This is a genomic window from Streptomyces sp. NPDC127595, from assembly GCF_042671685.1.
GTDB lineage: Bacteria > Actinomycetota > Actinomycetes > Streptomycetales > Streptomycetaceae > Streptomyces.
In genome coordinates, this window is sequence record NZ_JBHXWK010000002.1 from 329,957 (window position 1) to 353,816 (window position 23,860).

Genomic DNA, 23,860 nt, shown 5'->3' on the forward strand with positions numbered 1-23,860 from the left:
CGTCTCGTACGATAGGCATCGTAGTACGGTATATGTCAAACTACGAAAGGTCTCGTACAATGAGATTCGTCGACGAAGCTTCGGCGACCCCGATTTTCCGCACTCCTGCCCCCGACGCTGTTCCCCGACGATGTGGAGTCGCCGTGACGACCGCAGCCCCCGCCCCCAGCAGCCGCGATCTGCCGCACCCCGCGCGCGAGGAGATCCGGCTGGAGGCCGTGCTGCACGCGCTCTCGGACCCCTTGCGGCTCCAGGTCGTGCGAGAGCTCGCCGCCGTCGGCGACGAGCTCTCCTGTTCGCACTTCGACCTGCCGGTCACCAAGTCCACGACCACGTACCACTTCCGTGTGCTCCGCGAGAGCGGGGTGATCCGGCAGATCTACCGGGGCACGGCCAAGATGAACGGCCTGCGCCGGGACGACCTAGACGACCTCTTCCCGGGGCTTTTCGACAGCCTCCTCGCTGCCGCCGACGGTCAGGCCCGGCGGCTCGGGAGCGGCTGAACCGCCCTTGGCGGGAAGGTGGTTGAAGAGCAGGTTGAGTACGATCGCCGTCAGGCACCCGGCACTGATCCCGCTGTTCATCACTGTCTGGAACCAGTCCGGGAACTTCTCGTACACCGTCGGCACCCCGACCGGCAGCACGCCGACGGCCACCGAAACGGCCACCACGGTCAGGTTGTGGTTGTCCTTGAAGTCCACTTGGGCCAGCGTCCGCAGACCGCTCGCGGCGACCGTCCCGAACATCACCAGACCCGCGCCGCCGAGCACCGGCGCCGGTATCGCCGCGACGACGGCGCCCAGCTTGGGCAGCAGGCCCAGCAGGACGAGGATGCCGCCCGCGGCGGCGACGACCCAGCGGCTGCGGACGCGGGTCATGTCGACGAGACCCACGTTCTGCGCGTACGCCGTGTAGGGGAAGGTGTTGAACACCCCGCCGAGGACGGTCGAGAGGCCGTCGGCCCGCAGCCCGTCGGCGAGCGACTTCGGCTCGATCTTCCGGTCGGTCATCTCGCCGACCGCGATGAGGTCACCCGTCGTCTCGGTCATCGTCACCAGTGCCACGACCAGCATCGAGATGATCGCCGAGGCGTGGAAGGTGGGCGTCCCGAAATGGAACGGCGTGCTGATCCCGAGCCAGTCGGAGTCGCCGACCCCGCCGAAGTCCGTGAACCCGAACGGCACCGCGACCGCGAGGCCCACCGCGATACCGATCAGCACCGCGATCCGGCTCAGGAAGGCCGGCGCGAACCGCTGCACACCCAGCACCACAGCCAGGACGAAGCCCGCGAGCGCCAGGTTCTTCGGCTCGCCGAAGTCCGCCGCGCCCGCACCGCCGGCCGCCCAGTTGCCCGCCACCGGCAGCAGTGAGACTCCGATGATCAGGATCACCGTGCCCGTGACGAGCGGTGGGAAGAAGCGGAGCAGCCTGCCGAAGACGGGCGCCAGCAGCACGATCGCGAGCCCCGCGACGATCACCGAACCATAGATCGCGGGCAGTCCGCCGCCCGTCGTCCCGATGAGGACCATCGGCGAAACGGCCGCGAAGGTGCAGCCCTGCATGATCGGCAGCCGCACTCCGAAGCGCCAGAAACCCACGCACTGGATGAGTGTGGCAATTCCGCACACCAGCAGGTCCGCGGTGATCAGGTACGCCATGTCCGCGGGCGACAGCTTCATCGCCCCGCCCACGATCAGCGGAACCGCCACCGCTCCCGCATACATCGCGAGCACATGCTGGAGCCCGAGGGCTGCCAACTGGCGTACGGGTGGGACCTCGTCGACGGGATGCACGGGTGTGGTGGTTGCCATGGGTACTCCAGGAGCAGCGGGGACGCGGAGCTTTGCATGTGGGGGCAGCTTCAGACCGTAGGCGACTTGAACAGTTTGTTGATTTCTGGCTTGTTGCCGATGTGTGTCCTACCCACGGAGTCCCCGTGGACCCTGCCGGCGGTCCGCCACGCACCCGTCGCAGTCTGCACGTGGCCCGCTACGCACCCGCGGACCGCGCCGCCGCGGCCAGCAGCGAGGCCCAGTCCGGAAGCTTCACGACGCCCCGCCCGAGCGAGGCTCCCAGCTCCGCCTCGGCCCGCTCGATCGCCTGCCATCCCGCCCACTCGACCGGCGCCGGCCCCTCCGCGCGCAGCGCCACGAGCGGATCCTCGGGCACTTCCCGTCGCAGGAGCATCTCGGCGTCCTGGAGCAGCGAGGTCACCGTCTCCTTGGCGCACGGCCGGTTGGTGCCGATGACGCCGGTCGGACCCCGCTTGATCCAGCCCGCCACGTACTCGCCGGGTGCGATCGTGCCGTTCCGTACGACCCGTCCCGCGAGATGCGGCACCGTGCCGTGCCGCGCGTCGAACGGCAGCCCGTCCAGCGGCACTCCGCGATAGCCCACCGAGCGCAGCACCAGCTGCGCGTCGATGTCCTCGTACCGGCCCGTGCCCGTGACGCCACCCTGTCCGTCCGGCACCGTCCGCTCGAAGCGCACCGAGCCCACACGCCCGCCGCCGTCGCCTTCTTCACCGGCGAGCAGCTCCACGGGGCGCAGGAAGAAGCGCAGCCGGATCCTGCGCGGGGCGGCAGCCCGAGGCGGCGCGGAGGCCCAGCCCCGCAGCACCTCGACGTTCCGGCGGTTGGCGGCCGGTAGCCCGGAGGGGTCGGTGTAGGCCGGATCGAGCTCCAACTCCCGTGGGTCCACGATGATTTCGGTGTCCGGCAGGGCGCCCAGCTCGCGGAGTTCCTTGGTGGTGAAGCGGGCTTGGGAGGGGCCGCGCCGCCCCACCATGCTGATCTCCGTCACCTGGCTCGCGGCCAGCGCGGTGAGCGCCGACTGCGGCATGTCGGTGGGGCTCAGCTCGGCCGCGCCGCGGGCCAGGATGCGGGTGACGTCGACGGCCACGTTCCCGACGCCGATGACCACGGCGGACCGTGCGCCGAGCACGAATCCCTCGGCCACCGAGTCGGGGTGGGCGCTGTACCAGGACACGAACTCGGTCGCCGACCAGCTGCCGGGCAGCTCCTCGCCGGGTACCCCGAGGTGGCGGTCGGTGGCGGCGCCCACGCAGTAGACGACCGCGTGGTACAGCTCGCGCAGCCGGGACGCCGGCAGGGCGTCCGGGCCGATCCTGATGCCGCCCAGGAACCGCACCCGCTCGTCCTCCAGGACCGTCCGCAGATTGTTCTGGAGGGACTTGATCTTCTCGTGGTCGGGCGCCACGCCGTACCGGACCAGGCCGTACGGGCACGGCAGTCGGTCCAGCACGTCCACCCGTACCCCGGGGACCTGGCTCTGCTGGACGAGACCCTGGGCGGTGTAGACCCCGCTGGGACCCGAGCCGACGACGGCGACACGCAGCACGCGGAACTCCTTGTCCGAAACCTGAACAGTCCGAGGAGATCGCTGATGGCTCTTCCAGGATCGCACCACCGGTGCTGCGCTGACAGGGTCGGCGCACGGCTCCTGCGAGCGTGTCCGTTCGTATGGAATGTGATCATGCGGTTACGTTCCGTATGTGCTAGAAGCATCCTCTCTTAATCTGTCCGATCGCCTGGGTGACTCCGACCACCGCGGTCCCGACGGTGCCGTGTCGGTGTCTCCCGCGTGGAAAGTGCGTGAGTGCGAAGGGGTGACCTCCTGGTTCGACGTCCGGCTGGCCTTCGCCGACGGCGCCCGGGTCGACCTGCTCGCGGTGGTGTGCGAGGGCACGGTGTCGATCGAGGACGTACGGGCCCAGCCCCCGCTCTCCCTCGGTGACCTCGATCTGCTTGCCGACTGGATCGAGGAACCGCTCGCCGAGGCGTGCGGCGCGCGGACCGCGCCGACCTGCGAAGGGTTGTGCGGGGAAGGGCTCCCGCACGAAGGGCCGTGTGGGGAAAGGCTCTCGGGCGACGGTACTTGTGGGGACAAGCTCTCGTACGACGCGTCGTACGAGGAAGGTTCCTCGCGCCGCGCGCGGCCCGCGTGGCCGCGCGGTGTCGAGGGCCGCCGGCTTGTGGCCGAGGAGTACCTCGCGGCTCAGGGAGAAGGTCGCGACCCGGTGCTCGCGGTGATGGATGTGACCGGACACAGCCGCCGCAGGTCGCTCAAGCTGATCGCCGGGGCGCGCGACGCGGGTTTCCTGACACCGCGTCATGTGCGCCGCTAGGGAGGACGGTTGGGCGGCAGCCGGCCGGCCGGGGGTCGCGGGCACCGAGTGCGATCTCCCGGCTGCGGCGGGCGCGGCACCGATGTCGATCGCCCCCTGGTAGCGCGACGGCGCGACGGTGGCCACGTGCGGCTATGACTACGACATGTCCCGCATCCTGCCGATCTCGCTCGTCTGCTGTGCGATCACATCGTCGGCCATTTCCTCGATCTGGATGTTGTTGCCCTGGCCTTTCACATCCGTCGCCATCGTGATCGCGCCCTCGTGATGCGTGATCATCAGCGTCAGGAAGAGCTGGTCGAACGCCTTGCCCTTGGCCGCGCGCAACTTCTTCAGCTGCGCCTCCGTCGCCATGCCGGGCATCGCCTCGTGGGCGTGCTCCGTGGCGGCGCTCTCCCCGTCATGCGCCTTGAGCCAACTCTCCATGACGGTGATCTCCGGCCCCTGTGTGGCCGCGATCCGTTCGGCGAGCGCCTTCACCGAGCTCGACTCGGCCTGTTTCGGGGCGAGTTCGGTCATCTCCAGTGCCTGCGTGTGATGCTCGATCATCATCCGCGCGTACGAGAGGTCCGCCGAGTTGGGGGTGTCGTCGTCCGTCCGCTGTTTCTCGGCGTCCTCGGCGGAGAGAGTCTGAGCCGCCTCGCCGGGCTTGCCGGGCACGATCACCGAAGGCCCGCTCGTCGTGGGGGACTTGGTCTCGGTGTCGGAGTCACAACCTCCCAGCGCGAGTACGACGACCGCCAGCGACGCTGTGACCAGGGACGCATGGGACGGACGGCGGAAGAGCACAGCGGCCTCCTGAGGCGCACGAAGGGGCGGACACCTCAAGGGTGTTGAGGACTTTCCTAGCATGCCTGCGAACCAGAATGATCAGAAACTTTCATTACGACTGCGTTGCCGTCTGTTGATCTGTGCATGGTGAAGACGATACTGCGGGGTGTGCGTGATCCGTTCGACTGCGAACGGGCTACAAGGGAGGATGCAGTGACCCTGTTGAAAGACCCCCGAACGCGGCACAGACGCCTGGGAGTTGCCGCGGCCGCGGCCGGACTCCTGGCTGCGCTGCTCACGGCCGGCCCGGCGGCCGCGACCCCCGACCCCGGGGACAGTCCCGCCGCGCAGGAGAAGGTCTCCCAGAGCGACGAGGCTGTCGCCGAGGCGGCCATCACGAGTGGCGAGATACCCGGGCAGGACGAGATCGTCCACTCGGACAACATCGAGCCCCTCGTGAACATCCCCAAGGATGTTCTGCCCAACTTCAATTCAGACCTTGCCTTCCAGGGCAACTACGCTTTCGCCGGCAACTACGACGGTTTCCGCATCTTCGACATCCGGAACCCGAAGGCGCCCAAGACGGTGGCGCAGGTGCTCTGCCCGGGCTCGCAGAACGACATCTCCGTCTCCGGCAACCTGCTCTTCCTGTCCACCGACTCCTCGCGCAGCGACAACTCGTGTGCCAGCACGACGCAGCCCGTGACGGAGAAGTCGTCGTGGGAGGGCATGAAGGTCTTCGACATCACCGACAAGACGAACCCGAAGTACGTGGCCGCCGTCGAGACCGCCTGCGGCTCGCACACCCACACGCTGGTGCCGGAGAAGAAGAACGTATACATCTACGTCTCCTCGTACTCGCCGAACGCCGCCTACCCCGACTGCCAGCCGCCGCACGACGGCATCTCGGTCATCAAGGTGCCGCGCAACGCGCCCGAGAAGGCGGCAGTGGTGGGCTTCCCCGTCCTCTTCCCCGGTGAGGGACCGGACGGCGGCGGCAACCCGGGCTCGCCCACCAACCCGGGTGTCTCCAAGACCACCGGCTGCCACGACATCACGGTCCTGCCGTCCGAGGACCTGGCCGCGGGCGCCTGCATGGGCGACGGCATCCTGTTCTCCATCAAGGATCCGGAGAACCCCAAGGTCATCGACCGGGTCCAGGACAACGTGAACTTCGCGTTCTGGCACTCGGCGACCTTCAACCAGGACGCCGACAAGGTCGTGTTCACCGATGAGCTGGGCGGCGGTGGCGCGGCCACCTGCAACGCGGCCATCGGTCCCAACCGCGGCGCCGACGGTATCTACGACATCGTTGGCAAGGGTGACAACCGCAAGCTCGTCTTCAAGAGCTACTACAAGATCCCCCGTTACCAGGCCGACACCGAGAACTGTGTCGCCCACAACGGCTCGATCATCCCCGTCGAGGGCAAGGACATCATGGTCCAGGCCTGGTACCAGGGTGGCGTGTCCGTCTGGGACTTCACCGACTCGGCCAAGCCCAAGGAGATCGCCTACTTCGAGCGCGGCCCGCTGAGCACCACCACGTTCTCGGTCGGCGGCTCATGGTCGGCGTACTACTACAACGGCTACATCTACTCGAACGACATCATCAAGGGCTTCGACGTACTGAAGCTCAGCGACCGGCGCACCGACCCGGCGAAGCGGGTCAAGCTCCGCGAGCTGAACGTCCAGACGCAGCCGGACTACTTCGACTGATCGTCCGGCCGATCGGACCGGTCGTCGTCCTGACCACCGGGCTGATCGGCCGGCTGTCGGTCGGTCGCGAAGAACCGTGACAGGTCCGTGTCGCACGTCCCGCCGGGCACCTCGGTGTCCGGCGGGGCACCCAACTCCCGTTCCAGGCCATACCGTTTGAACAGCTCGGCCCGCAGCGTCGGAATCGGCATCGGGACGCCGGGGACCACGGCCGCGTACACCGCGCCCATGAGCAGCGCGCGCAGCATCGGGTAGTCGGTGGCGGCGTCCGGTGAGCCGAAGCGCGCGACGGTCTCACTGAGAAGCTGCGCGAGACGCTGTTGATCCGGGCACTCCACGAATCCCTCGGGCTGCAGGATCCCGGCCATGTGCTGGCGCATCAGCACCGGCTGGTCCCGGGCGAGCCCCAGAATCGAGTCGATGGCCCGCGCCATCCGCTCCCGGCCGTCCTCGGTGTGCGGCTCGCGCTCCAGTGCCTCTTCCAGCGTGCGGTGCATCAGCCGGTGCACGGCGGACTGCACGAGCTGACGCTTGCCGGGGAAGTAGTACGACACCAGTCCGCGCGCCGATCCCGCGCGATCCGCGATGTCGCCGAGCGTCGTCGACTCGTAGCCCTGCTCGCTCACCAGTTCCACCGCGGCCTGCAGAAGCCGTTCCCGGGAACGCCGCCGCAACTCTTCGTTGACGGATCGGCTGCGCGGGGACATTCTGAAACTCCTGCGTTGACTGGCTGTCAGCCAACTATACTCAGGTTGTCCGGACCAAGCCCCTCAGGGGGCTGATTCGGGCTGCCGTCTGCCTCGGGTGACGCGGGGGATCATCCGAGGCGGACGTGCGGGGCAGGGGCGGTCTCCTTAGAGTGGGCTGGAGTGCCGAGGAGGCGGGTGGACATGGATCAAGATCAGATCCTGGCCAGGATCACGGCGATGGTCGACGACGAACGACGCCTGCGCGACGCCCTCGCGTCCGGTCAGATCGACAGCTCGACCGAGCACGAACGGCTTGGACAGCTTGAGCGCGATCTCGACCAGTGCTGGGACCTGCTGCGCCAGCGGCGTGCGAAGTCCGAGTTCGGCGAGAACCCGGACGAGGCCCGGGTCCGTCCTTCCTCGCAGGTCGAGGGCTACCAGGGCTGAGGCGGCGGTTCCAGGAGCGGCCCGGAGCGCGCGCCGGGACGTCAGCCGGTCAGGTCGAGAACCGGCCGCAGCCCGTCCGGGCGCTCGGCCACCGGCAGATGGTCCACGAAGTGCACGGCGCAGCCCAGCGCCGCAGCGCCCCCGTCCGCAGGACGGCTGTCCCCGACCATCAGCGCGTCCTCCGGCGCGACCCCCAGAGCGTCGCAGGCGATCGCGAACAGCCGCGGATCCGGCTTCTGGATGCCATGTTCGTACGACAGGACGTACGAGCCGATGTACGGGTCGAGGCCGTACGCGCGGAAGACGGGCCGCAGATCCCAGCCGATGTTGCTGACCACACCGACGGCGATCCCGCGCTCGCGCAGCGCGTCCAGTACCTCCTCGGCGTCCGGGTAGGGCCGCCAGGCGTCCGGGACCATATGGCGTTCGTACAGCGCGTCGTGCAGCCCGGGATCGGGCAGCGTCACCCGGCGGGAGAGCGCGGTGTAGGCGGCTCGGTGCGACTCAGCGCTCTCGTCCCGGATCTCCCACACCTCGGTGATGTCGTCCGGCAGCGGCTCCGCCGGGGAAGCCCCGCCCGGAAGGGCGCCCGCCGACTCCAGGTCCCGGGCGGCGCGGATCAACTCGGGCTCGGACAGCGGGATGCCGGTCTCCGTCAGCACCGTCCGCAGCCAGGACTCGGTGGATTGGACGCGGAAGAGTGTTCCGGAGAAGTCGAAGAGCACGCCTTTGATCGTCATGAGGGAGATCCTTCGCGGCGCGGCCCGCACCGGTCAAGACCGCTTTGAAGCGGCCCACCGTTCGTAGGAGGCCACCGCCAGCGCCACCATCAGCGCCCCGAGAAGCCAGCCGCCCACGACGTCCGACGGCCAGTGGACGCCGAGCCAGACACGGGTCAGACCGACGCCCACGACGGAGACGACGGCCAGAGCGAGCGCCGTACGCCGCAGGGTGGCTCCGGCGTCGTACAGGTGCAGCAGCCACAGCAGCAGCCCGCACACCACCGTGGCCGTCATGGCGTGGCCGGAGGGGAAGGCCGCGTAGTGGGCGGAGTCGACGGGGTCGGGCCAGACGGGGCGTGCGCGGCCGATCGCCGACTTCAGCCCCTGCTGCACCACGGTGCCCAGCACACATGTGGCCACCACCCATAGGGCCGGCCACCACGCTCGGTGTCGCCACACCAGCCAGACCACGGCGGCGGCACACAGCGCGCGCATGGTCCAGGGATCCCACACCCAGTCCGTGAGGATGCGGAACGCATGGGTGAGGCCGGGTTCGTCGACCGCCCAGGGGTGCATGGTGCGGGCGATGTCCCCGTCGAGGGTGAGCAGTGGCTGCCAGGAGAACGCGACCAGCAGGAGAAGCAGCACGGAGGGCACGGCGAGAGCCGCCGCCGTGAGCGCCGCGGTCCGTGGACCCGGCGTGTGCGGAGGTGCGTCGACAGGCGGGGATTGCATGGGTTGATCCTCGCCGATGTACGGGGCCGGAAACCAACCTCGGGGAGCCCGCGGGTCGCGCAGCCGCCTGGTTACCCCAGCGCCCGCAGCGCCGGTACGAACGTCACCAGGAGCGGGATCACCGGCACCAGCGCGGCCGCCGCCGTCAGCCGCAGGCGCCGGGCCGCCGTGAGCCGGTCCGGGGGAGTGAGGAGGCGGTGGACACGGTGCGGGACATGGGACTGCGGGGTGGGGCAGGGCCCGAACACGCCCCGGTCCTCGTTGAGTTCCACCAGGGCGAGGGCGATCGTGAGGCGGCCGAAGCGGCGCGAGGCCATGTCGTCGGCGGAGAGTTCGACCAGCCGGTGCATCTCGTCGCGGAACGCGGCGAACACCGGAACCTGCGGGAATCCGTTGGCCAGCGCGCCCGAGCAGTGCAGCAGCCAGTCGTGCCGCGCCCGCGCATGCCCCTGCTCATGGGCGAGCACGGCATCCAGCTGAGGTCCCTTGAGACGGCGCAACGCGCCCGTGGTGACGACCAGTCGGGGCGCCGCTCCGGGCAGCCACCAGGCGTCCGGGCGGACCCCCTCCAGGACCACCAGACGGTCGGCGGCGGGCTCCTCGCCGGGCAACAGCGGGGCGCGCAGAAGGAGTTCGGTCCGGCTCTGCCGACGGCGGGCCCGGGCGCCCGCGATCTCGCGGACCAGCATCGCCGCGGTCCACACGCCACCGCAGGCGAGCGCGACGGCGGTCGTCGCGGCCCAGGGACTCCCGGTGCTCAACGAGTAGGCGTCCACGACCGAGTGCGGCGCCGGACCGAACACCTGGCCCCGGACCACCACCCAGGCGGCGGCCGCGCTCAGAGTCATCGACAGCGCGCAGCACAACAGGACGGCCGCGACCACGCACTGCCACACCCACAGGGCCACCACCGGTTCGCGGTCCACCCAGTCCGCCCTGGCGAGCAGTCGCGGAGCGACCACGGCAGCCAGCGCGCCGAGCAGCAACAGTGCCGCGGGGACCATCATGGCCGAAGCCTATGAGCGGGGTGTCGCCGGAGGATACGGGCCACCACGGCAAAGTGACGTACGCCACGGTCTTGTCGTGACAGCGCCCCGAGGTCGGGAGCCGTCGGTCTCAGAGCGTGACGAGCATGGCCAGCATCGCTATCCCCATGGACAGCCGGCAGGCCTGTGACAGTTCGGGGCGGTCGGCCCAGCCGACGGTCCCTGCGCCGCCGGCAACGCTGCCCATCGGCAGCAGGCGCAGGCCCGAGCGCAGCACATACCCGGCGAAGTAGAGCAGGAGCACTCCGGTCAGCAACGGCACCCCCGAACCGCCGTGGGTGTGCCCGCCAGGAGCGGCGGCCATCACCCCCGCCATGTAGACCATCGCGCAGGCACCTACCAGATGGTGCACATGGTGCGGGCTCGTACGGGCCACCCACAGGGCGCGTACGGCGGCTGCGCCGAACACGGCCGCGTAGGCGAGCCAGGCCCAGCGCGGCGGCGCGGCCACCGCCGCGGGCACGGCCATCGCGGCCATACCGAAGCCCATGAGCGCCTCACCGCCCGCGGCGCGGCGCTGCTCCTCGACGGAACTGCGCATCCGCAGAAGGCAGTAGGCCCCGGTCGCCGCACACAGCGCGACGAGCAGCCAGCCGGGCGAAGCCGGTCCGTGCATCGGGCACCTCCCCTCGACGGCATCGGACATCGGACAGTCGGTCAGGGCATGCCCGGCCGGGGCGGGGCGCAAGCGAGCGCAAGGGTGTACACGGGGGAGCGTTCTGAGCGCACTGCAGGTGAGCCGGTGCGGCGCGCCCCGCCGGAGGACCGCGTGATGCCGGTCGCAGAGGCCGCACACCGTACGCTCGCGGCGACGGTACGACGGCAGGGACCGCACTCCTTGGAGGACGCATAGGAATGACGGCAGCCAACGGGCGGACGACGGACGACAACGCCCATGCGGAGCGGGGGGAGATCTCCGACACCCGCTCCGGGCGGGGGGTAGGGCCCGACGACACCATGGCCGCGGTCGTACGGCAGTGGCAGGCGGTGCGACCCGACCTCGACACCGGACCGATGGAGATCATCGGCCGTATCAACCGCTGCGCCGCCCTGCTCCAGCAGGCGGAGGACGCCCCGCTGCGCCTTGCCGGACTCACCCGCCCGGAGTTCGACGTCCTGGGCACGCTGCGGCGGACCGGACACGAGCTGACCCCGAGCGAGATCGCCCGCGAGACGTTCTCCTCCGGCACTGCCGTCACCAAGCGCCTGAAGCAGCTGACCGAGCGAGGCCTGGTCGAACGGCGCGGCGACACCCGTGACCGGCGGGTCGCGCACGTCCGGCTGACCGACGAAGGACGCGAGCTGGTGGACGGCATCCTGCCCGAACAGCTCTCCTACGAGACGACGGTCCTGTCGGGCACCGACCTGGGCCGGCAACGCGAACTGGCCGACCTGCTGGCAGAGTTGCTCGGCCAACTGGAGGGCCGACTCAGAGTGTCACGCGCCTGAATCTCCGTGACCGGGCTCAGGCCTCAGCCCTTCTCACCCTCTACATGGATGCCGAAGGCTGCCCCCTGGGCGTCCCGTACGACGGCGATCCGGGGGCCGTGCGGCACGGACATGGGCTCCATGAGCAGGTGGCCCCCGGCCAGGAGGGCGGCATCCGCGGTGGCGTCCACGTTCTCGACGGTGAAGTAGGGCAGCCAGTGCGAGGGAACCTCGTGCGGGAACTTGTCGTCCATCGTCACCATCCCTCCGAAGTCGGCGCCGTCGACACCCCACTGCGTGTAGTGCTCCGAGGCGTTCACCGTCCAGCCGAACACCGTCGTGTAGAACTCGGTGACCCGGTCGGGGGCCCGGGTGAGCAGCTCCACCCAGCCGAGGGCGCCCGGCGTGTTGAACAGCCCCGCACCAGGGAAGGACCGCGCCTGCCAGAGCTGGAAGGCGGCGCCGCCCGGATCGAACAGGACCGCGAAACGGCCCTGGTCGAACACGTCCGTCGGGCCGAGGACCACCGTGCCGCCGGCCGCCTCCACTGCGGCCACGGCGGCGTCCGCGTCGGCCACGGCGAATGAGACGTTCCACGCGACGGGCTGCGACTCCTGGTACAGCGGCGCCAGCCCGGCGACCGCGGCGTCACCGAGGTGGGCCACGGTGTAGCCGCCCGCCCCCTGGCGCGCGTCAGACTCCGGACGCCAGCCGAACAGGTCGGCGTAGAAGCGCTTGGCCGCTGCCAGATCGCTGGTCCCCAGCTCTGTCCAGCAGGGCCCGCCGATCACCGGCCTGTCGAGCTTCATGAGGTTCCTTCCGAAGCGGACCCCCTCAAAACGCTAGTCCCGGGCCACCGTGGCGGCCATCCGGGGCTTCAGGGGCGAGAACGCAGCGGATGGTCCGCCGGAATCTCGACGAGCACGATCTCGGTGCCGTCCGGGTCCGAGACCCACATCTCGATCAGCCCCCATGGCTCCTTCACCGGCGACCGCAGGATCTCGACACCGGCGGCCGCCAGTTCCTCGTGCGCCGCCTGCGCGTCCGCGACCTGGAGCCACAGCTTCACCGCGGGGGACGGCGGCGTCTCGGAGCGCCCCGCGACCTCCAGGAAGCCGCCGCCGAGGAAGTAGACGGTGCCGCGTCCGGGGCCCGTACCGAACTCGCGGTAGACGGCGAGCCCCAGCTTCTCGCCGTAGAAGGCGCGGGAGCGCTCCGGGTCGGTGGGGCGCAGGAGGGTTCGGCTGCTCAGTACATGCACCATGCAGCCGAAGCGTAGGGGAGGGTTACGCTCGGCGGTGCCCGAGCCGCGCCACCGAACGGAGAACCGCTCCATGGACACCACCGCCTCCACCGGACTGACCTTCCGCGATGCCACCGACAGCGATGTGGACGCCCTGGTGGCGCTGATCGAGTCGGCGTACCGCGGGGACTCCAGCCGGGCGGGCTGGACCACGGAGGCGGACATCCTCGAAGGGCAGCGGACCGGCCCCGAGGGCGTGCTCGCGGTCATCAAGTCGCCGGACAGCAGGCTGGTGACCGTCGAGCGGGACGGCGCGGTCGTGGCCTGCTGCCAGCTCGAACACCGCGGCGACCACGCCTACTTCGGCATGTTCGCGGTCAGCCCAGCGCTTCAGGGCGCGGGCCTCGGCAAGGTGATCATCGCCGAGGCTGAGCGCCACGCGCGCGAGGTCTGGGGCGCCGAGGAGATGCACATGACGGTGATCTCCGTACGCGAGGACCTCATCGCCTGGTACGAGCGGCGCGGCTACCGCCGTACGGGAAAGATGAGTCCCTTCCCGTACGGCGATGAGCAGTTCGGCATCCCGCAGCGCGACGACCTGCAGTTCGAGCTGCTGGTCAAGCCGCTGGTGTGACGTTCATGCGGTGAAGCGGCCGGTGCGCTTGATCTCGGGATAGTCGGTGGTGGCGCCGTCCAGTCCCAGGGCGCGCACCAGCCGCAGCTGGTCCTGGGTGTTCACCACCCAGCCGATGATCCGCAGGTCGGCCTTGCGGGCGTGCTCGACGACCTCCAGGGTCAGCCGGCGGATGTTGAGACAGACGGTCGCGGCGCCGACGTCCACGGCGCGGTCCACCACGTCGGTGCCGTACCGGCTCGCGATCAGCGCGGTGCGGGCGCCTGGCACGAGCCGGGCGATCTCGTCGATCGCCTCGTCGTGGAACGAGGACACCTCGACCTGTCCGACCAGGTCCCGCCGGTGCATGACCTCGGCCAGCGCCCGTGCCGCCGCCACATCCTTGATCTCGGCCTGGAGCGGCGTCGTGAGGGCGTCGAGGACCTCCTCGAAGACGGGAACCCTCTCACCGCGTCCCGCGTCCAGCGCGCGCAGCTCGGCGAGGGTCTTCTCGGCGATCGGCCCCGACCCGTCGGTCGTACGGTCCACTTCGGCGTCGTGCATGACGACGAGGGCGCCGTCCTTGCTCAGATGCAGATCGAGTTCGATCAGGTCGAGGCCCGCGTGCTGGGCGGCGATGAAGGAACGGAGGGTGTTCTCGGGTTCGACACCCATGATTCCGCGGTGACCGATGGTGAGGAAGTTCAAGATGCGACTCGCTTCCGTCGACGGCGGCTCGGCTCGCGCGTGGTTCCGACGGCGGCGCCCACGCGGCAAGGCCGCAGCCTAATGGCCCTGCTCTGCGATGTACCCGCTCGTACGAGGGCCAATGACCCCGCCGGTCAGGGAAGACCCGCCCGGCGCCGCCACCCCGGGTCACTCCGCGGTGGGCGAGTCCCGGCGGCGGTTGACTCCGGGCGATGCCTTCGCCGCATCCGGCAGTGGTAGCCGCCCGAACGGTTTCCGGCAGGAAAAAAAGCGGTGAAGATGCGGGTGCGCAGGATAATGCCCCGAGTTCCCGCTTGTGAGAAGGAAGTCCACTCGCATACGGTGTTCTTACGCGAGGTTCTCCTGTGGAGGGTGGGACATGACGGAAATTCTTGTGCGGGTAGGTACGGAGGAGCAGGCTCCTTCCGTGGCCAGTGTGGTGGAGCACCCCGCATGGCCTGTCCTCAAGGACACCGTGGAGGAGATCAGGCCGTGGCAGGCCAAGGACGGCTCGATCGACTTCGCCGTGGAGGGCGCGCCGGACGCGTCCGACGCGGATCTGGCCGTACGCCGTGCCATTGACGCGATCGAGCGGCTCGCCCCGCTGCTGCCGCACGACGCCGCCTATCACGAGGCCCTTGTGAAGGATCTGCGCCGCTGGGCCGACGAGGGCTTCCAGGTGCCCGACTTCCTCGACTCGCTGCTGGCCTTCCGGCCCGCCGCGCACCGCGAGGACGGCCTCCAGCACCTGGTCGTGTTCCCGATGTACACGCAGAACGGCAACCCGGACCGCAACTTCGAAGCGGTCGTACTGCGCATGGTGTGGCCGGACTGGCTGGCCGAGCTGGAGCGCACCCGCTACGACAACCCGCTGTTCTGCGGCATCACCTTCGAGGACTTCACCGCCGGCTACGACACCAACTCGGCCGTGCTCTTCCCGGAGACCATCGCCGTGCGCGAGGCACCCGAGCGCTTCTCCTGGGGCGGCATCTTCTGCGACCGTGAGGCCGCCCGCTTCCGCGCCGTCACCGATGCCGCCGTGGGCATCCTCGGTCTGGAGCTGCCCGAGGACATCGCCGCGATGGTTCAGGACCAGGAGCGCTGCGAGCAGGCCTTCGTGCTCTGGGACATGGTCCACGACCGCACCCACAGCCATGGCGACCTGCCCTTCGACCCGTTCATGATCAAGCAGCGCCAGCCGTTCTGGATGTACGGCCTGGAGGAGCTGCGCTGCGACCTCACCGCCTTCAAGGAGGCCGTGAAGCTGGAGGCCGACGGTTTCCCGCAGGGCCGTGACGTGCAGTACGCCGTGCTCTTCGACCGGATGTTCCGCTTCCCCGTAACCGGCGAGCGCGTCCGCAATTACGACGGCCTCGGCGGCCAGCTTCTCTTCGCCTACCTCCACAAGCACGACGTCGTCCGCTGGACCGACAACAAGCTGCACATCGACTGGCAGCGCGCCCCGCAGGTCACCAACCAGCTGTGCGCGGAGATCGAGGACCTCTACCGCGCCGGCATCGACCGCCCCAAGCTCGTCCACTGGTTCAAGGCGTACGAGCTGGTCGCCACGTATCTCGCCCCGCACCCGGGCTCCCGCTGGGCCAAGGGCCCGGACGCGCTGGACGTGACCCAGCCTCCGCGCAAGCTCGTCGACGACGTGCTTCCTGACGAGTTTCCCCTGAGCATGTTCTATGAGGCGCTCGCCAAGAAGCTCAAGCACGTGATCGCCTCCACCAAGGGCATCACCGCGGCGAAGGCCGAGCAGGTCGCCGCGTGAGTGCCCGTGCCGAGGACGTATCGGAGGCGAAGACGATGTCCAACGGAAACGGCAACGGAGCACTCGGCGGAGCGGTGATCGCGGTGGCGGGCGCAGGCGGCCCCGCGGGCCGCGCGACACTGCTGCGGCTCGCCGAGGCGGGCGCGACCGTCGTCGGCTCGGACAACGACCCCGAGCGCCTCGCGGAGGCTGTGGACGCGGCCCGCTACGCGTACGGCGGCGCCACCGTCGTCGGTGAGACGGTCGACCTTCTCGACCTCCGGTCGACGCGCGACTGGGCCACCCGTATCGAGAAGGACTTCGGCCGCGTCGACGGCCTGGTCCACCTCGTCGGCGGCTGGCGGGGCAGCGAGACGTTCACCAAGACCGTCCTCGATGACTGGGACCTCCTCGAACTGCTGCTCATCCGCACCGTGCAGCACACCTCCCTCGCCTTCCACGAGGCGCTGCAGCGCAGCGAGCGCGGCCGGTACGTCCTGACCAGCGCGGCCGGCGCCAGCAAGCCCACCGCGGGCAACGCGGCCTATGCCGCCGCCAAGGCCGCCGCCGAGGCCTGGACGCTCGCCATGGCCGACTACTTCCGCAAGGCCGGGGGCGAGCAGGGGCCGACCTCCGCGGCTGCCATCCTGGTCGTCAAGGCACTGGTGCACGACGCGATGCGCGCCGAGCGCCCGAACGCGAAGTTCGCGGGCTTCACGGACGTCAAGGAGCTGGCCGATGCCATCGCCGGCGTCTGGGACAAGCCCGCCGCTGAAGTGAACGGAAAACGTCTGTGGCTGACCGAGAAGCCGTGAACCCTCCCAAGGCCCCGTATACAGCGGCCCGGCGTCACCACGACCCGGCCGTCCGGGGCTTCGCCAGCGACAACTACGCGGGGGCCCACCCCGAGGTGCTCGCCGCCCTGGCCCTCGCCAACGGCGGACACCAGGTCGCGTACGGCGAGGACGACTACACCGCCAACCTCCAGCGCATCGTCCGCAGCCACTTCGGAGCCACGGCCGAGGCCTTCCCGGTCTTCAACGGAACGGGCGCGAACGTGGTCGCGCTGCAGGCCGTCACCGACCGCTGGGGCGCGGTGATCTGCGCCGAGAGCGCGCACATCAACGTCGACGAGGGCGGCGCCCCCGAGCGCATGGGCGGCCTCAAACTGCTCACCGTGCCCACCCCCGACGGCAAGCTCACGCCCGAGCTGATCGACCGGCAGGCGTACGGCTGGGACGACGAGCACCGGGCGATGCCGCAGGTCGTCTCGATCACCCAGAGCACCGAACTGGGCACCCTCTACACACCCGACAAGATCCGGGCGATCTGCGACCACGCCCACGCGCACGGCATGAAGGTGCACCTGGACGGGTCCCGGATATCGAACGCGGCCGCCTCCCTGGACGTCCCCATGCGGACGTTCACCAACGCGGTCGGCGTCGACATCCTCTCGCTGGGCGGCACGAAGAACGGCGCCCTGTTCGGCGAGGCCGTCGTCGTCCTCAACCCGGACGCCGTCAGCCACATGAAGCACCTGCGCAAGCTGTCGATGCAGCTCGCCTCCAAGATGCGCTTCGTCTCCGTGCAGTTGGAGGCGCTGCTCGCCAAGGACCTCTGGCTGCGCAACGCCCGCCATGCCAACGAGATGGCCCAGCGGCTCGCCGAGGGGGTGCGCGCGGTGCACGGCGTGGAGATCCTCTACCCGGTCCAGGCCAACGCGGTATTCGCGCGCCTTCCGCACGACGTGAGCGAGCGCCTGCAGAAGCGCCACCGCTTCTACTTCTGGGACGAGGCCGCGGGCGACGTCCGCTGGATGTGCGCCTTCGACACCACCGAGGACGACGTGGACGGGTTCGTAGCGGCACTCAAGGAGGAGATGGCGCACCCGTAACCCGGGGCAGTGATGCATAGGTATGCGGTCACCTGAAAAGTCATTGACTCTCGGGTGGTCGCATTCCTATGCTCTGCGGGCATGGAGCTGATCCAGAAAACCACAGACCTGTCCGCGTACTTGGCCGCCGACGAGGTCATCGACCATCACCATCCGCTGGTGCGCGAGACGGCCGCACGGCTCGCCAAGGGATCCGCCGACTCGTATGCCTATGCACGGTCCGTATTCGAATTCGTCCGCGATGAGATCCCGCACTCACAGGACTCCGGCGACTTGCGTGTCACCTGGCGCGCGTCCGACGTACTGGAGCAGCGCACCGGGATCTGTTACGCCAAGGCCCATGCCCTTGCCGCGCTGCTGCGGGCCGAGGACATCCCGACGGCGTTCTGCTATCAGAAGTTCGACGAGGTGCACGGGCTCGTCGCCGTGCGGTTCAGGGGTGCCTGGCACCGCCAGGACCCGCGCGGCAACAAACCGGGAGTGGACGCCCAGTTCTCCCTGGACGGTGAACAGCTGGCCTTCACTCCGGACCAGGAGTTCAATGAGATGGACTACCCGGTACTGTACGCTGAACCTCACCCGGTTGTGCTGAGCGCCCTCAAGGCCGCCTCAGACCGGCCGCACCTCTGGCAGACGCTCCCCACCGCACTCTGAGGCAGGCCATGACCCTCACACTCACCGTGTCCGACGAGGTGCGCGCCCTCGCGCCCGGCTTCACCCACCTCGCCATCGAGGCGTACGGACTCGTCAACGGGCCCAGTACCGAAAGGACTTCGGCGCTGCTCGAAGACGCGGCCCGCCGGCTGGTCGTACGACTGGACGGTCGCGCTCCGCACGAGGACCCGCACATGGCTGCCTGGCGGGAGACCTACACGGCGTTCGGCTCCAAGCCCTCGCGGACCCGCAACTCGGCGGAGGCGCTGGCCAAACGGGCGCTCTCGGACGCCGGGCTGCCCCGGATCAACCTGCTGGTCGACCTCTACAACGCCATCAGCGTCGCCCACTTGATCCCGGTGGGCGGGGAGGACATCGACCGGATCCAGGGCGGGATGCGCCTCGTGCGGGCCACGGGGGACGAGGACTTCGTGACCGTCGCGGGCGGCGAGGAGGCTGTTGAGCACCCCGACGCGGGCGAGGTGGTGTGGTGCGACGACGCGGGGGTGACCTGCCGCCGCTGGAACTGGCGCCAGGGGCCGCGCACGCGGCTCACCGAGGAGTCGGTCTCCGCGGTCTTCCTGCTGGAGAGCCTGGCGCCGATGCCGGTGGCCGACGTCACGCGGGCCGGAGCCGAACTCGCCGAACTCCTGGAGAAGTTCAGCCCCGGGGCGCGGATCACCGTCCACGCCCCGGAGTGACGATTCAGCGCGCCTCGGCCGCCTTCACCTCTTCGGGGGTCGGCGCGGTGCCACCGAGGTGCGCGGGCATCCACCAGGTGTCGTCCGGCCCCTTGGGCCGCACGGGGTAGGCGCGCTGCGCGGCTTCGAGGAGCTCCTGTACGCGGTCACGCAGCCGCCGGGTGATCGCCCCCGCGTACTGGTCCTTCGGAGCCTCGACGGGCTCGCCGACCCGGATGGTGATCGGGGTGTGGCTGCGCTTGAAGTTGCGCGGGTGACCCTTGGTCCACAGGCGCTGGGTGCCCCACACCGCCATCGGGATCAGCGGCACGCCGGCCTCCTGCGCCATGCGCGCGGCACCCGACTTGAAGCTCTTCAGGGTGAACGACGGCGAGATGGTGGCCTCGGGGAAGACGCCGATGATCTCGCCGGAGCGCAGCGACTCCAGCGCGTGCTGGTATGCCGTCTCACCCTGCTTGCGGTCCACCGGGATGTGCTTCATGCCCCGCATCAGCGGTCCGGAGATCTTGTGCCGGAACACCGACTCCTTCGCCATGAAGCGCACGAGGCGCTTCTGCGGCAGGGCGGCCATGCCGTCGAAGATGAAGTCCAGATAGCTGATGTGGTTGCTGACCAGCACAGCGCCGCCCGAGCGCGGAATGTTCTCCGATCCCTTGCAGTCGATCTTGAGGTCCCATGCCTTGAACAACACTTGGGCGAGACCGACGACGGGACGGTAGACAAGCTCTGCCATGGACGGGGTGGGCCCTTCTCTCTGCCTGGGAAGGGGTTTCCCGGCGAAAGTTACGCAGCCGTAGGTTTACGGCATTGCGCAGATCGTGCCCGAAGAACGGACGAGTGGCCAGTCCTGGTGCCCGGACCGGGCGAGATCCTCGTCACGTCACCCCTTGATCCACCTCGGAGTTTTAACCCCCCTTTACTCCGTACGTACTGTGACTCGGCGCACTAGCAGGTACATCTCGCACCCGAGGCAGTAACCGAACGCGGCATTGAGGAACGCGGCCGCGAGCGCGCACCCGGTCGCCGCGAGCCCCAGCCACTGCGGCCCCACTACGTAGCCGACGAGCCCCACGACCGCGAACGCGAGGCCGACCGTCTGCGCGAATCGCGGCGGCTCCGGTGCCTCGAACTCCGTAGGCGGCCCGATCCGCGGGCGTACGGCCTTGCGGAACAGCCAGCCGTACGGGGAGCGCCCCACACCGCCCGCCGCACCCAGCGCGAACGCCAGCGTCTGCCAGGCGAGCAGCCAGGCGCTGCCGCTGATCAGGACGACCGCCAGCACGAGGGTCGTCACGGCCGCACCGAACCGCGGCCCTCTCACATCGATTTCCATGAACCAAGCATTCCGCACCGGGCGCGATTCCCGTAGCCGGGAATCTTTGCGGTCTCGTGAATGCTTGTGGAGAAGATGAACGGACTCGTGGTGTGCGTGGTGGTGCTCGCGGTGGCGAGCGCCTACGGAGTGCTGCATCGGCGGCGGAGCGGGAGGGTGAGGGTGCGCGGGCGCGACGGCGGAAAGCTGCTCGGCGCGGCCGAGTTGGGGGAGGGGCTCGGCGAGCGGGCCACGCTCGTCCAGTTCTCCAGCGCCTTCTGTGCTCCCTGCCGGGCGACCCGGCGGATCCTCGCCGAGGTGGCGGAGCTGGTCCCCGGGGTGTCCCACGTGGAGATCGACGCGGAGGGCCACCTGGACCTCGTACGCGAACTCGACATCCTCAAGACCCCGACCGTCCTCGTGCTCGACGCCGACGGGCGGATCGTGCGGCGGGCGACGGGGCAGCCGCGCAAGGCGGATGTGATCGCCGCGCTGGGGGAGGCCGTCTGACCCGTGGTGACCAAGGTGAGGCACCTCCCAGATACCGGAACGCACTTGACTGCACCCACCACCTATCGTCAGCCTGACCGTATGCCCCCGGAACTCCTTCTCTTCGAGCGCGTCCACGTGGACCTGGCCCGAACCGCGAGTGCGCGCTGTCCGGGCTGCTGAGCAGCCACGGATCAGCCCGTCACCTCTCGCAGAAGGAACAGGTCCATGACGGCCACGCCCGACCTCGGTACCCCCCAGCTCGCCTCCCCCGAACTGCTGCGCTCCGTCTTCAGGCGGCACGCGGCCGGTGTCGCCGTGATCACGGCTCCCGGCGGCGACGGCCCCGTCGGCTTCACCGCCACGTCGCTCACCTCGGTCTCCGCCGAGCCCCCGATCGTCTCCTTCGGGATCGGCGTGGGCGCCTCCAGCTGGCCCGCGGTCTCCGAGTCCGACCACATCGGCGTGCACATACTCGGGGAACACCAGCAGGAACTCGCCGGCACCTTCGCCAGGAGCGGCGCCGACCGTTTCGGCGCGCCCACCCGTTGGCGTAACGGCCCCGAAGGCGTTCCGGTGCTCGACGACGTCCTCGCGTGGCTCGTATGCCGTGTCGTCGCGCGCGTGCCCGCGGGGGATCACCGCATCGTCCTGGCCGAGGTCGTCCTCGGCGACCCGTCGGGCGCCGGCAGCCCGCTGCTCTACCACGAGGGGCGCTTCAACGGCCTGCGCGACTGAGCAGAGTCCGGTCCTACTCGTCGGCCCTACCCGTCGGTTACGCAGCGTTGCGAACGTCACAGTTCAAAGCGCTTGCTTAGTGGGCATCCACTGGGTGTACTGGTGAGTAATATTTCGGTCGGAGCGCGGGCCGCCCCGACCGGGATCGGCCGCTTCAGGCGCCTATGCTGCCGATAAGAAGGCAGCCAAAAATGACGATGCAGTAGGAGAGCCGGCGTGAGCTTGAGGATCGTTGTCACTGTGAAGTACGTGCCCGACGCCACCGGCGACCGGCACTTCGCCGATGACCTGACCGTCGACCGTGACGACGTGGACGGTCTGCTCTCGGAGCTCGACGAATACGCGGTGGAGCAGGCGCTGCAGATCGCCGACGAAGCCGATGACGCCGAGATCACGGTGCTGACCGTCGGCCCCGCGGACGCCAAGGACGCGCTGCGCAAGGCGCTGTCGATGGGCGCGGACAAGGCCATCCACGTCGAGGACGACGACCTGCACGGCACCGACGCGATCGGTACGTCGCTGGTGCTGGCGAAGGCCATCGAGAAGGCCGGCTTCGACCTGGTCATCTCCGGCATGGCGTCCACCGACGGCACCGCGGGTGTCATCCCGGCCCTGCTGGCCGAGCGTCTCGGCGTTCCTCAGGTCACCCTGCTCTCCGAGGTCTCCGTCGAGGGTGGCGTGGTCAAGGGCCGCCGCGACGGCGACTCCGCCTCCGAGCAGCTCGAGGCCTCCCTCCCGGCGGTCGTGTCGGTCACCGACCAGTCGGGCGAGGCGCGTTACCCGTCCTTCAAGGGCATCATGGCCGCCAAGAAGAAGCCGGTGGAGGCCTGGGACCTGGAGGACCTGGAGATCGAGGCGGACGAGGTGGGCCTCGAAGGCGCCTGGACCAAGGTCGACTCCGCGACCGAGCGCCCCGCGCGCACCGCCGGCACGATCGTCAAGGACGAGGGCGAGGGCGGCAAGCAGCTCGCCGAGTTCCTCGCGGGCCAGAAGTTCATCTGAGAACACCGGCCTGCCGCAGGCTCCCTGACCGCCCCTCATCTTTCGCAAGCAGGAGAGAAGAAGTCCCATGGCTGAAGTTCTCGTCTACGTCGACCACGTGGACGGCGCCGTCCGCAAGCCCACCCTCGAGCTGCTGACCCTGGCCCGCCGTATCGGCGAGCCCGTCGCCGTCGCCCTCGGCTCCGGCGCCGAGGCCACCGCCCCCGCGCTCGCCGAGCACGGCGCGGTCAAGGTCCTCACCGCCGACGCCCCCGAGTTCACCGACTACCTGGTCGTACCGAAGGTGGACGCGCTCCAGGCCGCGTACGACGCCGTGTCCCCGGCCGCCGTGCTTGTGCCGTCCTCCGCCGAGGGCAAGGAGATCGCGGCCCGCCTCGCGCTCCGTATCGGCGGCGGCATCATCACCGACGCCGTCGACCTGGAGGCCGGCGACGAGGGCCCGGTGGCCACGCAGTCCGCGTTCGCCGCCTCCTTCACCACCAAGTCCCGGGTGTCCAAGGGCACCCCGGTCATCACGGTCAAGCCGAACTCGGCCGCCGTGGAGGCCGCCCCGGCCGCGGGCACCGTCGAGGCCCTCGCCGTGTCCTTCTCCGAGAAGGCCACCGGCACGAAGGTCACCGCGCGCACCCCACGCGCCGCCAGCGGCCGCCCCGAGCTGACCGAGGCCGCGATCGTGGTATCCGGCGGCCGTGGCGTCAACGGCGCCGAGAACTTCGCGATCATCGAGGGGCTCGCCGACTCCCTCGGCGCGGCCGTGGGTGCCTCGCGCGCGGCGGTCGACGCCGGCTGGTACCCGCACTCCAACCAGGTCGGCCAGACCGGCAAGTCGGTCTCCCCGCAGCTCTACATCGCCTCGGGAATCTCCGGTGCGATCCAGCACCGCGCGGGCATGCAGACCTCGAAGACCATCGTCGCCATCAACAAGGACTCCGAGGCCCCGATCTTCGACCTCGTCGACTACGGCGTCGTCGGCGACCTCTTCGAGGTCGTCCCGCAGCTCACCGAGGAGATCAAGTCCCGCAAGGGCTGAGTCTCCGACGTACGAGGCA

Annotated in this window: 28 protein-coding genes; 15 read left to right on the top strand and 13 right to left on the bottom strand. The window is 69.6% G+C overall.

Translation table 11 applies throughout. The features are described 5' to 3' along the window. The first annotated feature begins 143 nt into the window (after positions 1-143). Entirely contained in the window at positions 144-503 is a 360-nt protein-coding gene (locus ACFVKT_RS07965; RefSeq protein WP_385728766.1) for an ArsR/SmtB family transcription factor, read from the top strand. Here ACFVKT_RS07965 and ACFVKT_RS07970 read toward each other — a convergent pair. Together ACFVKT_RS07970 and ACFVKT_RS07975 are read right to left on the bottom strand one after the other, a co-directional pair. Further along, a complete protein-coding gene (locus ACFVKT_RS07970; protein ID WP_385728768.1) occupies positions 423-1,811 on the bottom strand; it encodes a nucleobase:cation symporter-2 family protein in 1,389 nt (462 codons plus the stop codon). The two genes, ACFVKT_RS07965 and ACFVKT_RS07970, sit on opposite strands and share 81 nt — an antisense overlap. Positions 1,812-1,989: 178 nt before the next feature. Further along, positions 1,990-3,360, bottom strand: coding sequence for an FAD-dependent oxidoreductase (locus ACFVKT_RS07975; protein ID WP_385728770.1), 1,371 nt, complete (start codon positions 3,358-3,360; stop codon positions 1,990-1,992). A 226-nt stretch (positions 3,361-3,586) separates the two neighbouring features. On the opposite strand from ACFVKT_RS07975, the gene ACFVKT_RS07980 reads away from it, so the two are divergent. Beyond that, the gene (locus ACFVKT_RS07980; protein ID WP_385728771.1) at positions 3,587-4,147 is read left to right on the top strand and encodes a DUF6214 family protein; all 561 of its coding nucleotides are present in this window, start codon (positions 3,587-3,589) and stop codon (positions 4,145-4,147) included. A 138-nt stretch (positions 4,148-4,285) separates the two neighbouring features. Here ACFVKT_RS07980 and ACFVKT_RS07985 read toward each other — a convergent pair whose 3' ends face one another. Beyond that, complete coding sequence (locus ACFVKT_RS07985; RefSeq protein ID WP_385728773.1) at positions 4,286-4,936, bottom strand: DUF305 domain-containing protein; 651 nt, start codon at positions 4,934-4,936, stop codon at positions 4,286-4,288. A gap of 195 nt (positions 4,937-5,131) precedes the next feature. Between ACFVKT_RS07985 and ACFVKT_RS07990 the strand changes: the two genes are divergently transcribed. Next, positions 5,132-6,634 carry an LVIVD repeat-containing protein gene (locus ACFVKT_RS07990; RefSeq protein ID WP_385728775.1) on the top strand — a complete coding sequence of 501 codons (1,503 nt, stop codon included), beginning with the start codon at positions 5,132-5,134 and terminating at the stop codon, positions 6,632-6,634. Here the strand turns inward: ACFVKT_RS07990 and ACFVKT_RS07995 are convergent. Continuing rightward, positions 6,622-7,341: a TetR/AcrR family transcriptional regulator gene (locus ACFVKT_RS07995; RefSeq protein WP_385728777.1), complete on the bottom strand. Its 720-nt coding sequence runs from the start codon at positions 7,339-7,341 to the stop codon at positions 6,622-6,624. The two genes, ACFVKT_RS07990 and ACFVKT_RS07995, sit on opposite strands and share 13 nt — an antisense overlap. A gap of 183 nt (positions 7,342-7,524) precedes the next feature. Here ACFVKT_RS07995 and ACFVKT_RS08000 point away from each other — a divergent pair, with 183 nt between their 5' ends. Next, entirely contained in the window at positions 7,525-7,770 is a 246-nt protein-coding gene (locus ACFVKT_RS08000) for a DUF2630 family protein (protein ID WP_385728779.1), read from the top strand. A gap of 41 nt (positions 7,771-7,811) precedes the next feature. Here the strand turns inward: ACFVKT_RS08000 and ACFVKT_RS08005 are convergent, their stop codons facing one another. The 4 genes from ACFVKT_RS08005 to ACFVKT_RS08020 form a co-directional block, all read right to left on the bottom strand. After that, positions 7,812-8,510, bottom strand: a complete 699-nt coding sequence (locus ACFVKT_RS08005; protein WP_385728781.1) for an HAD family hydrolase — start codon at positions 8,508-8,510, stop codon at positions 7,812-7,814. A gap of 33 nt (positions 8,511-8,543) precedes the next feature. Further along, on the bottom strand, positions 8,544-9,227 hold the full coding sequence (locus tag ACFVKT_RS08010) for a phosphatase PAP2 family protein (RefSeq protein WP_385728783.1): 684 nt from the start codon (positions 9,225-9,227) through the stop codon (positions 8,544-8,546). A gap of 71 nt (positions 9,228-9,298) precedes the next feature. Beyond that, positions 9,299-10,234 (bottom strand): M56 family metallopeptidase, encoded by a 936-nt coding sequence (locus tag ACFVKT_RS08015; protein ID WP_385728785.1) that lies wholly within the window; start codon positions 10,232-10,234, stop codon positions 9,299-9,301. Between the two features lie 109 nt (positions 10,235-10,343). Next, positions 10,344-10,889: a DUF5134 domain-containing protein gene (locus tag ACFVKT_RS08020; protein ID WP_385728787.1), complete on the bottom strand. Its 546-nt coding sequence runs from the start codon at positions 10,887-10,889 to the stop codon at positions 10,344-10,346. A gap of 239 nt (positions 10,890-11,128) precedes the next feature. On the opposite strand from ACFVKT_RS08020, the gene ACFVKT_RS08025 reads away from it, so the two are divergent. Beyond that, positions 11,129-11,722, top strand: coding sequence for a MarR family winged helix-turn-helix transcriptional regulator (locus tag ACFVKT_RS08025; protein WP_385728789.1), 594 nt, complete (start codon positions 11,129-11,131; stop codon positions 11,720-11,722). 23 nt (positions 11,723-11,745) lie between these two features. On the opposite strand, the gene ACFVKT_RS08030 is transcribed toward ACFVKT_RS08025, so the two are convergent. Beyond that, entirely contained in the window at positions 11,746-12,510 is a 765-nt protein-coding gene (locus ACFVKT_RS08030; protein WP_385728792.1) for a VOC family protein, read from the bottom strand. Between the two features lie 68 nt (positions 12,511-12,578). Continuing rightward, complete coding sequence (locus ACFVKT_RS08035) at positions 12,579-12,965, bottom strand: VOC family protein (RefSeq protein ID WP_385728794.1); 387 nt, start codon at positions 12,963-12,965, stop codon at positions 12,579-12,581. Positions 12,966-13,035: 70 nt separating this feature from the next. Between ACFVKT_RS08035 and ACFVKT_RS08040 the strand changes: the two genes are divergently transcribed. Continuing rightward, positions 13,036-13,578: a GNAT family N-acetyltransferase gene (locus tag ACFVKT_RS08040; protein ID WP_385728795.1), complete on the top strand. Its 543-nt coding sequence runs from the start codon at positions 13,036-13,038 to the stop codon at positions 13,576-13,578. A gap of 3 nt (positions 13,579-13,581) precedes the next feature. Here the strand turns inward: ACFVKT_RS08040 and ACFVKT_RS08045 are convergent, their stop codons facing one another. Continuing rightward, a complete protein-coding gene (locus ACFVKT_RS08045; RefSeq protein WP_385728797.1) occupies positions 13,582-14,265 on the bottom strand; it encodes a glycerophosphodiester phosphodiesterase in 684 nt (227 codons plus the stop codon). Between the two features lie 379 nt (positions 14,266-14,644). Here ACFVKT_RS08045 and ACFVKT_RS08050 point away from each other — a divergent pair, with 379 nt between their 5' ends. The 5 genes from ACFVKT_RS08050 to ACFVKT_RS08070 all read left to right on the top strand — a co-directional run bounded on the left by ACFVKT_RS08050 (position 14,645) and on the right by ACFVKT_RS08070 (position 19,270). Beyond that, positions 14,645-16,042, top strand: a complete 1,398-nt coding sequence (locus ACFVKT_RS08050) for a DUF6421 family protein (RefSeq protein ID WP_385728799.1) — start codon at positions 14,645-14,647, stop codon at positions 16,040-16,042. A gap of 35 nt (positions 16,043-16,077) precedes the next feature. Beyond that, positions 16,078-16,836, top strand: a complete 759-nt coding sequence (locus ACFVKT_RS08055; protein WP_385729910.1) for an SDR family NAD(P)-dependent oxidoreductase — start codon at positions 16,078-16,080, stop codon at positions 16,834-16,836. Further along, positions 16,833-17,915: a threonine aldolase family protein gene (locus tag ACFVKT_RS08060; protein ID WP_385729912.1), complete on the top strand. Its 1,083-nt coding sequence runs from the start codon at positions 16,833-16,835 to the stop codon at positions 17,913-17,915. The genes ACFVKT_RS08055 and ACFVKT_RS08060 overlap by 4 nt, the downstream gene beginning before the upstream one ends. Positions 17,916-17,996: 81 nt before the next feature. After that, complete coding sequence (locus ACFVKT_RS08065) at positions 17,997-18,569, top strand: transglutaminase domain-containing protein (RefSeq protein ID WP_385728801.1); 573 nt, start codon at positions 17,997-17,999, stop codon at positions 18,567-18,569. 8 nt (positions 18,570-18,577) lie between these two features. Continuing rightward, on the top strand, positions 18,578-19,270 hold the full coding sequence (locus ACFVKT_RS08070) for a B3/4 domain-containing protein (protein WP_385728802.1): 693 nt from the start codon (positions 18,578-18,580) through the stop codon (positions 19,268-19,270). A 4-nt stretch (positions 19,271-19,274) separates the two neighbouring features. On the opposite strand, the gene ACFVKT_RS08075 is transcribed toward ACFVKT_RS08070, so the two are convergent. Both ACFVKT_RS08075 and ACFVKT_RS08080 read right to left on the bottom strand, forming a co-directional pair. Next, positions 19,275-20,003 carry a lysophospholipid acyltransferase family protein gene (locus ACFVKT_RS08075; RefSeq protein WP_385728804.1) on the bottom strand — a complete coding sequence of 243 codons (729 nt, stop codon included), beginning with the start codon at positions 20,001-20,003 and terminating at the stop codon, positions 19,275-19,277. Positions 20,004-20,186: 183 nt separating this feature from the next. After that, positions 20,187-20,603 (bottom strand): DUF4395 domain-containing protein, encoded by a 417-nt coding sequence (locus ACFVKT_RS08080; protein ID WP_385728806.1) that lies wholly within the window; start codon positions 20,601-20,603, stop codon positions 20,187-20,189. Positions 20,604-20,678: 75 nt separating this feature from the next. Here ACFVKT_RS08080 and ACFVKT_RS08085 point away from each other — a divergent pair, with 75 nt between their 5' ends. The 4 genes from ACFVKT_RS08085 to ACFVKT_RS08100 all read left to right on the top strand — a co-directional run bounded on the left by ACFVKT_RS08085 (position 20,679) and on the right by ACFVKT_RS08100 (position 23,841). After that, positions 20,679-21,092 (top strand): TlpA family protein disulfide reductase, encoded by a 414-nt coding sequence (locus ACFVKT_RS08085; RefSeq protein WP_385729914.1) that lies wholly within the window; start codon positions 20,679-20,681, stop codon positions 21,090-21,092. 207 nt (positions 21,093-21,299) lie between these two features. Next, positions 21,300-21,809, top strand: a complete 510-nt coding sequence (locus tag ACFVKT_RS08090; RefSeq protein ID WP_385728808.1) for a flavin reductase family protein — start codon at positions 21,300-21,302, stop codon at positions 21,807-21,809. A gap of 216 nt (positions 21,810-22,025) precedes the next feature. Continuing rightward, positions 22,026-22,811 (top strand): electron transfer flavoprotein subunit beta/FixA family protein, encoded by a 786-nt coding sequence (locus ACFVKT_RS08095; RefSeq protein ID WP_385728810.1) that lies wholly within the window; start codon positions 22,026-22,028, stop codon positions 22,809-22,811. Positions 22,812-22,878: 67 nt separating this feature from the next. Beyond that, entirely contained in the window at positions 22,879-23,841 is a 963-nt protein-coding gene (locus ACFVKT_RS08100) for an electron transfer flavoprotein subunit alpha/FixB family protein (RefSeq protein ID WP_385728812.1), read from the top strand. Positions 23,842-23,860 lie beyond the last annotated feature (19 nt).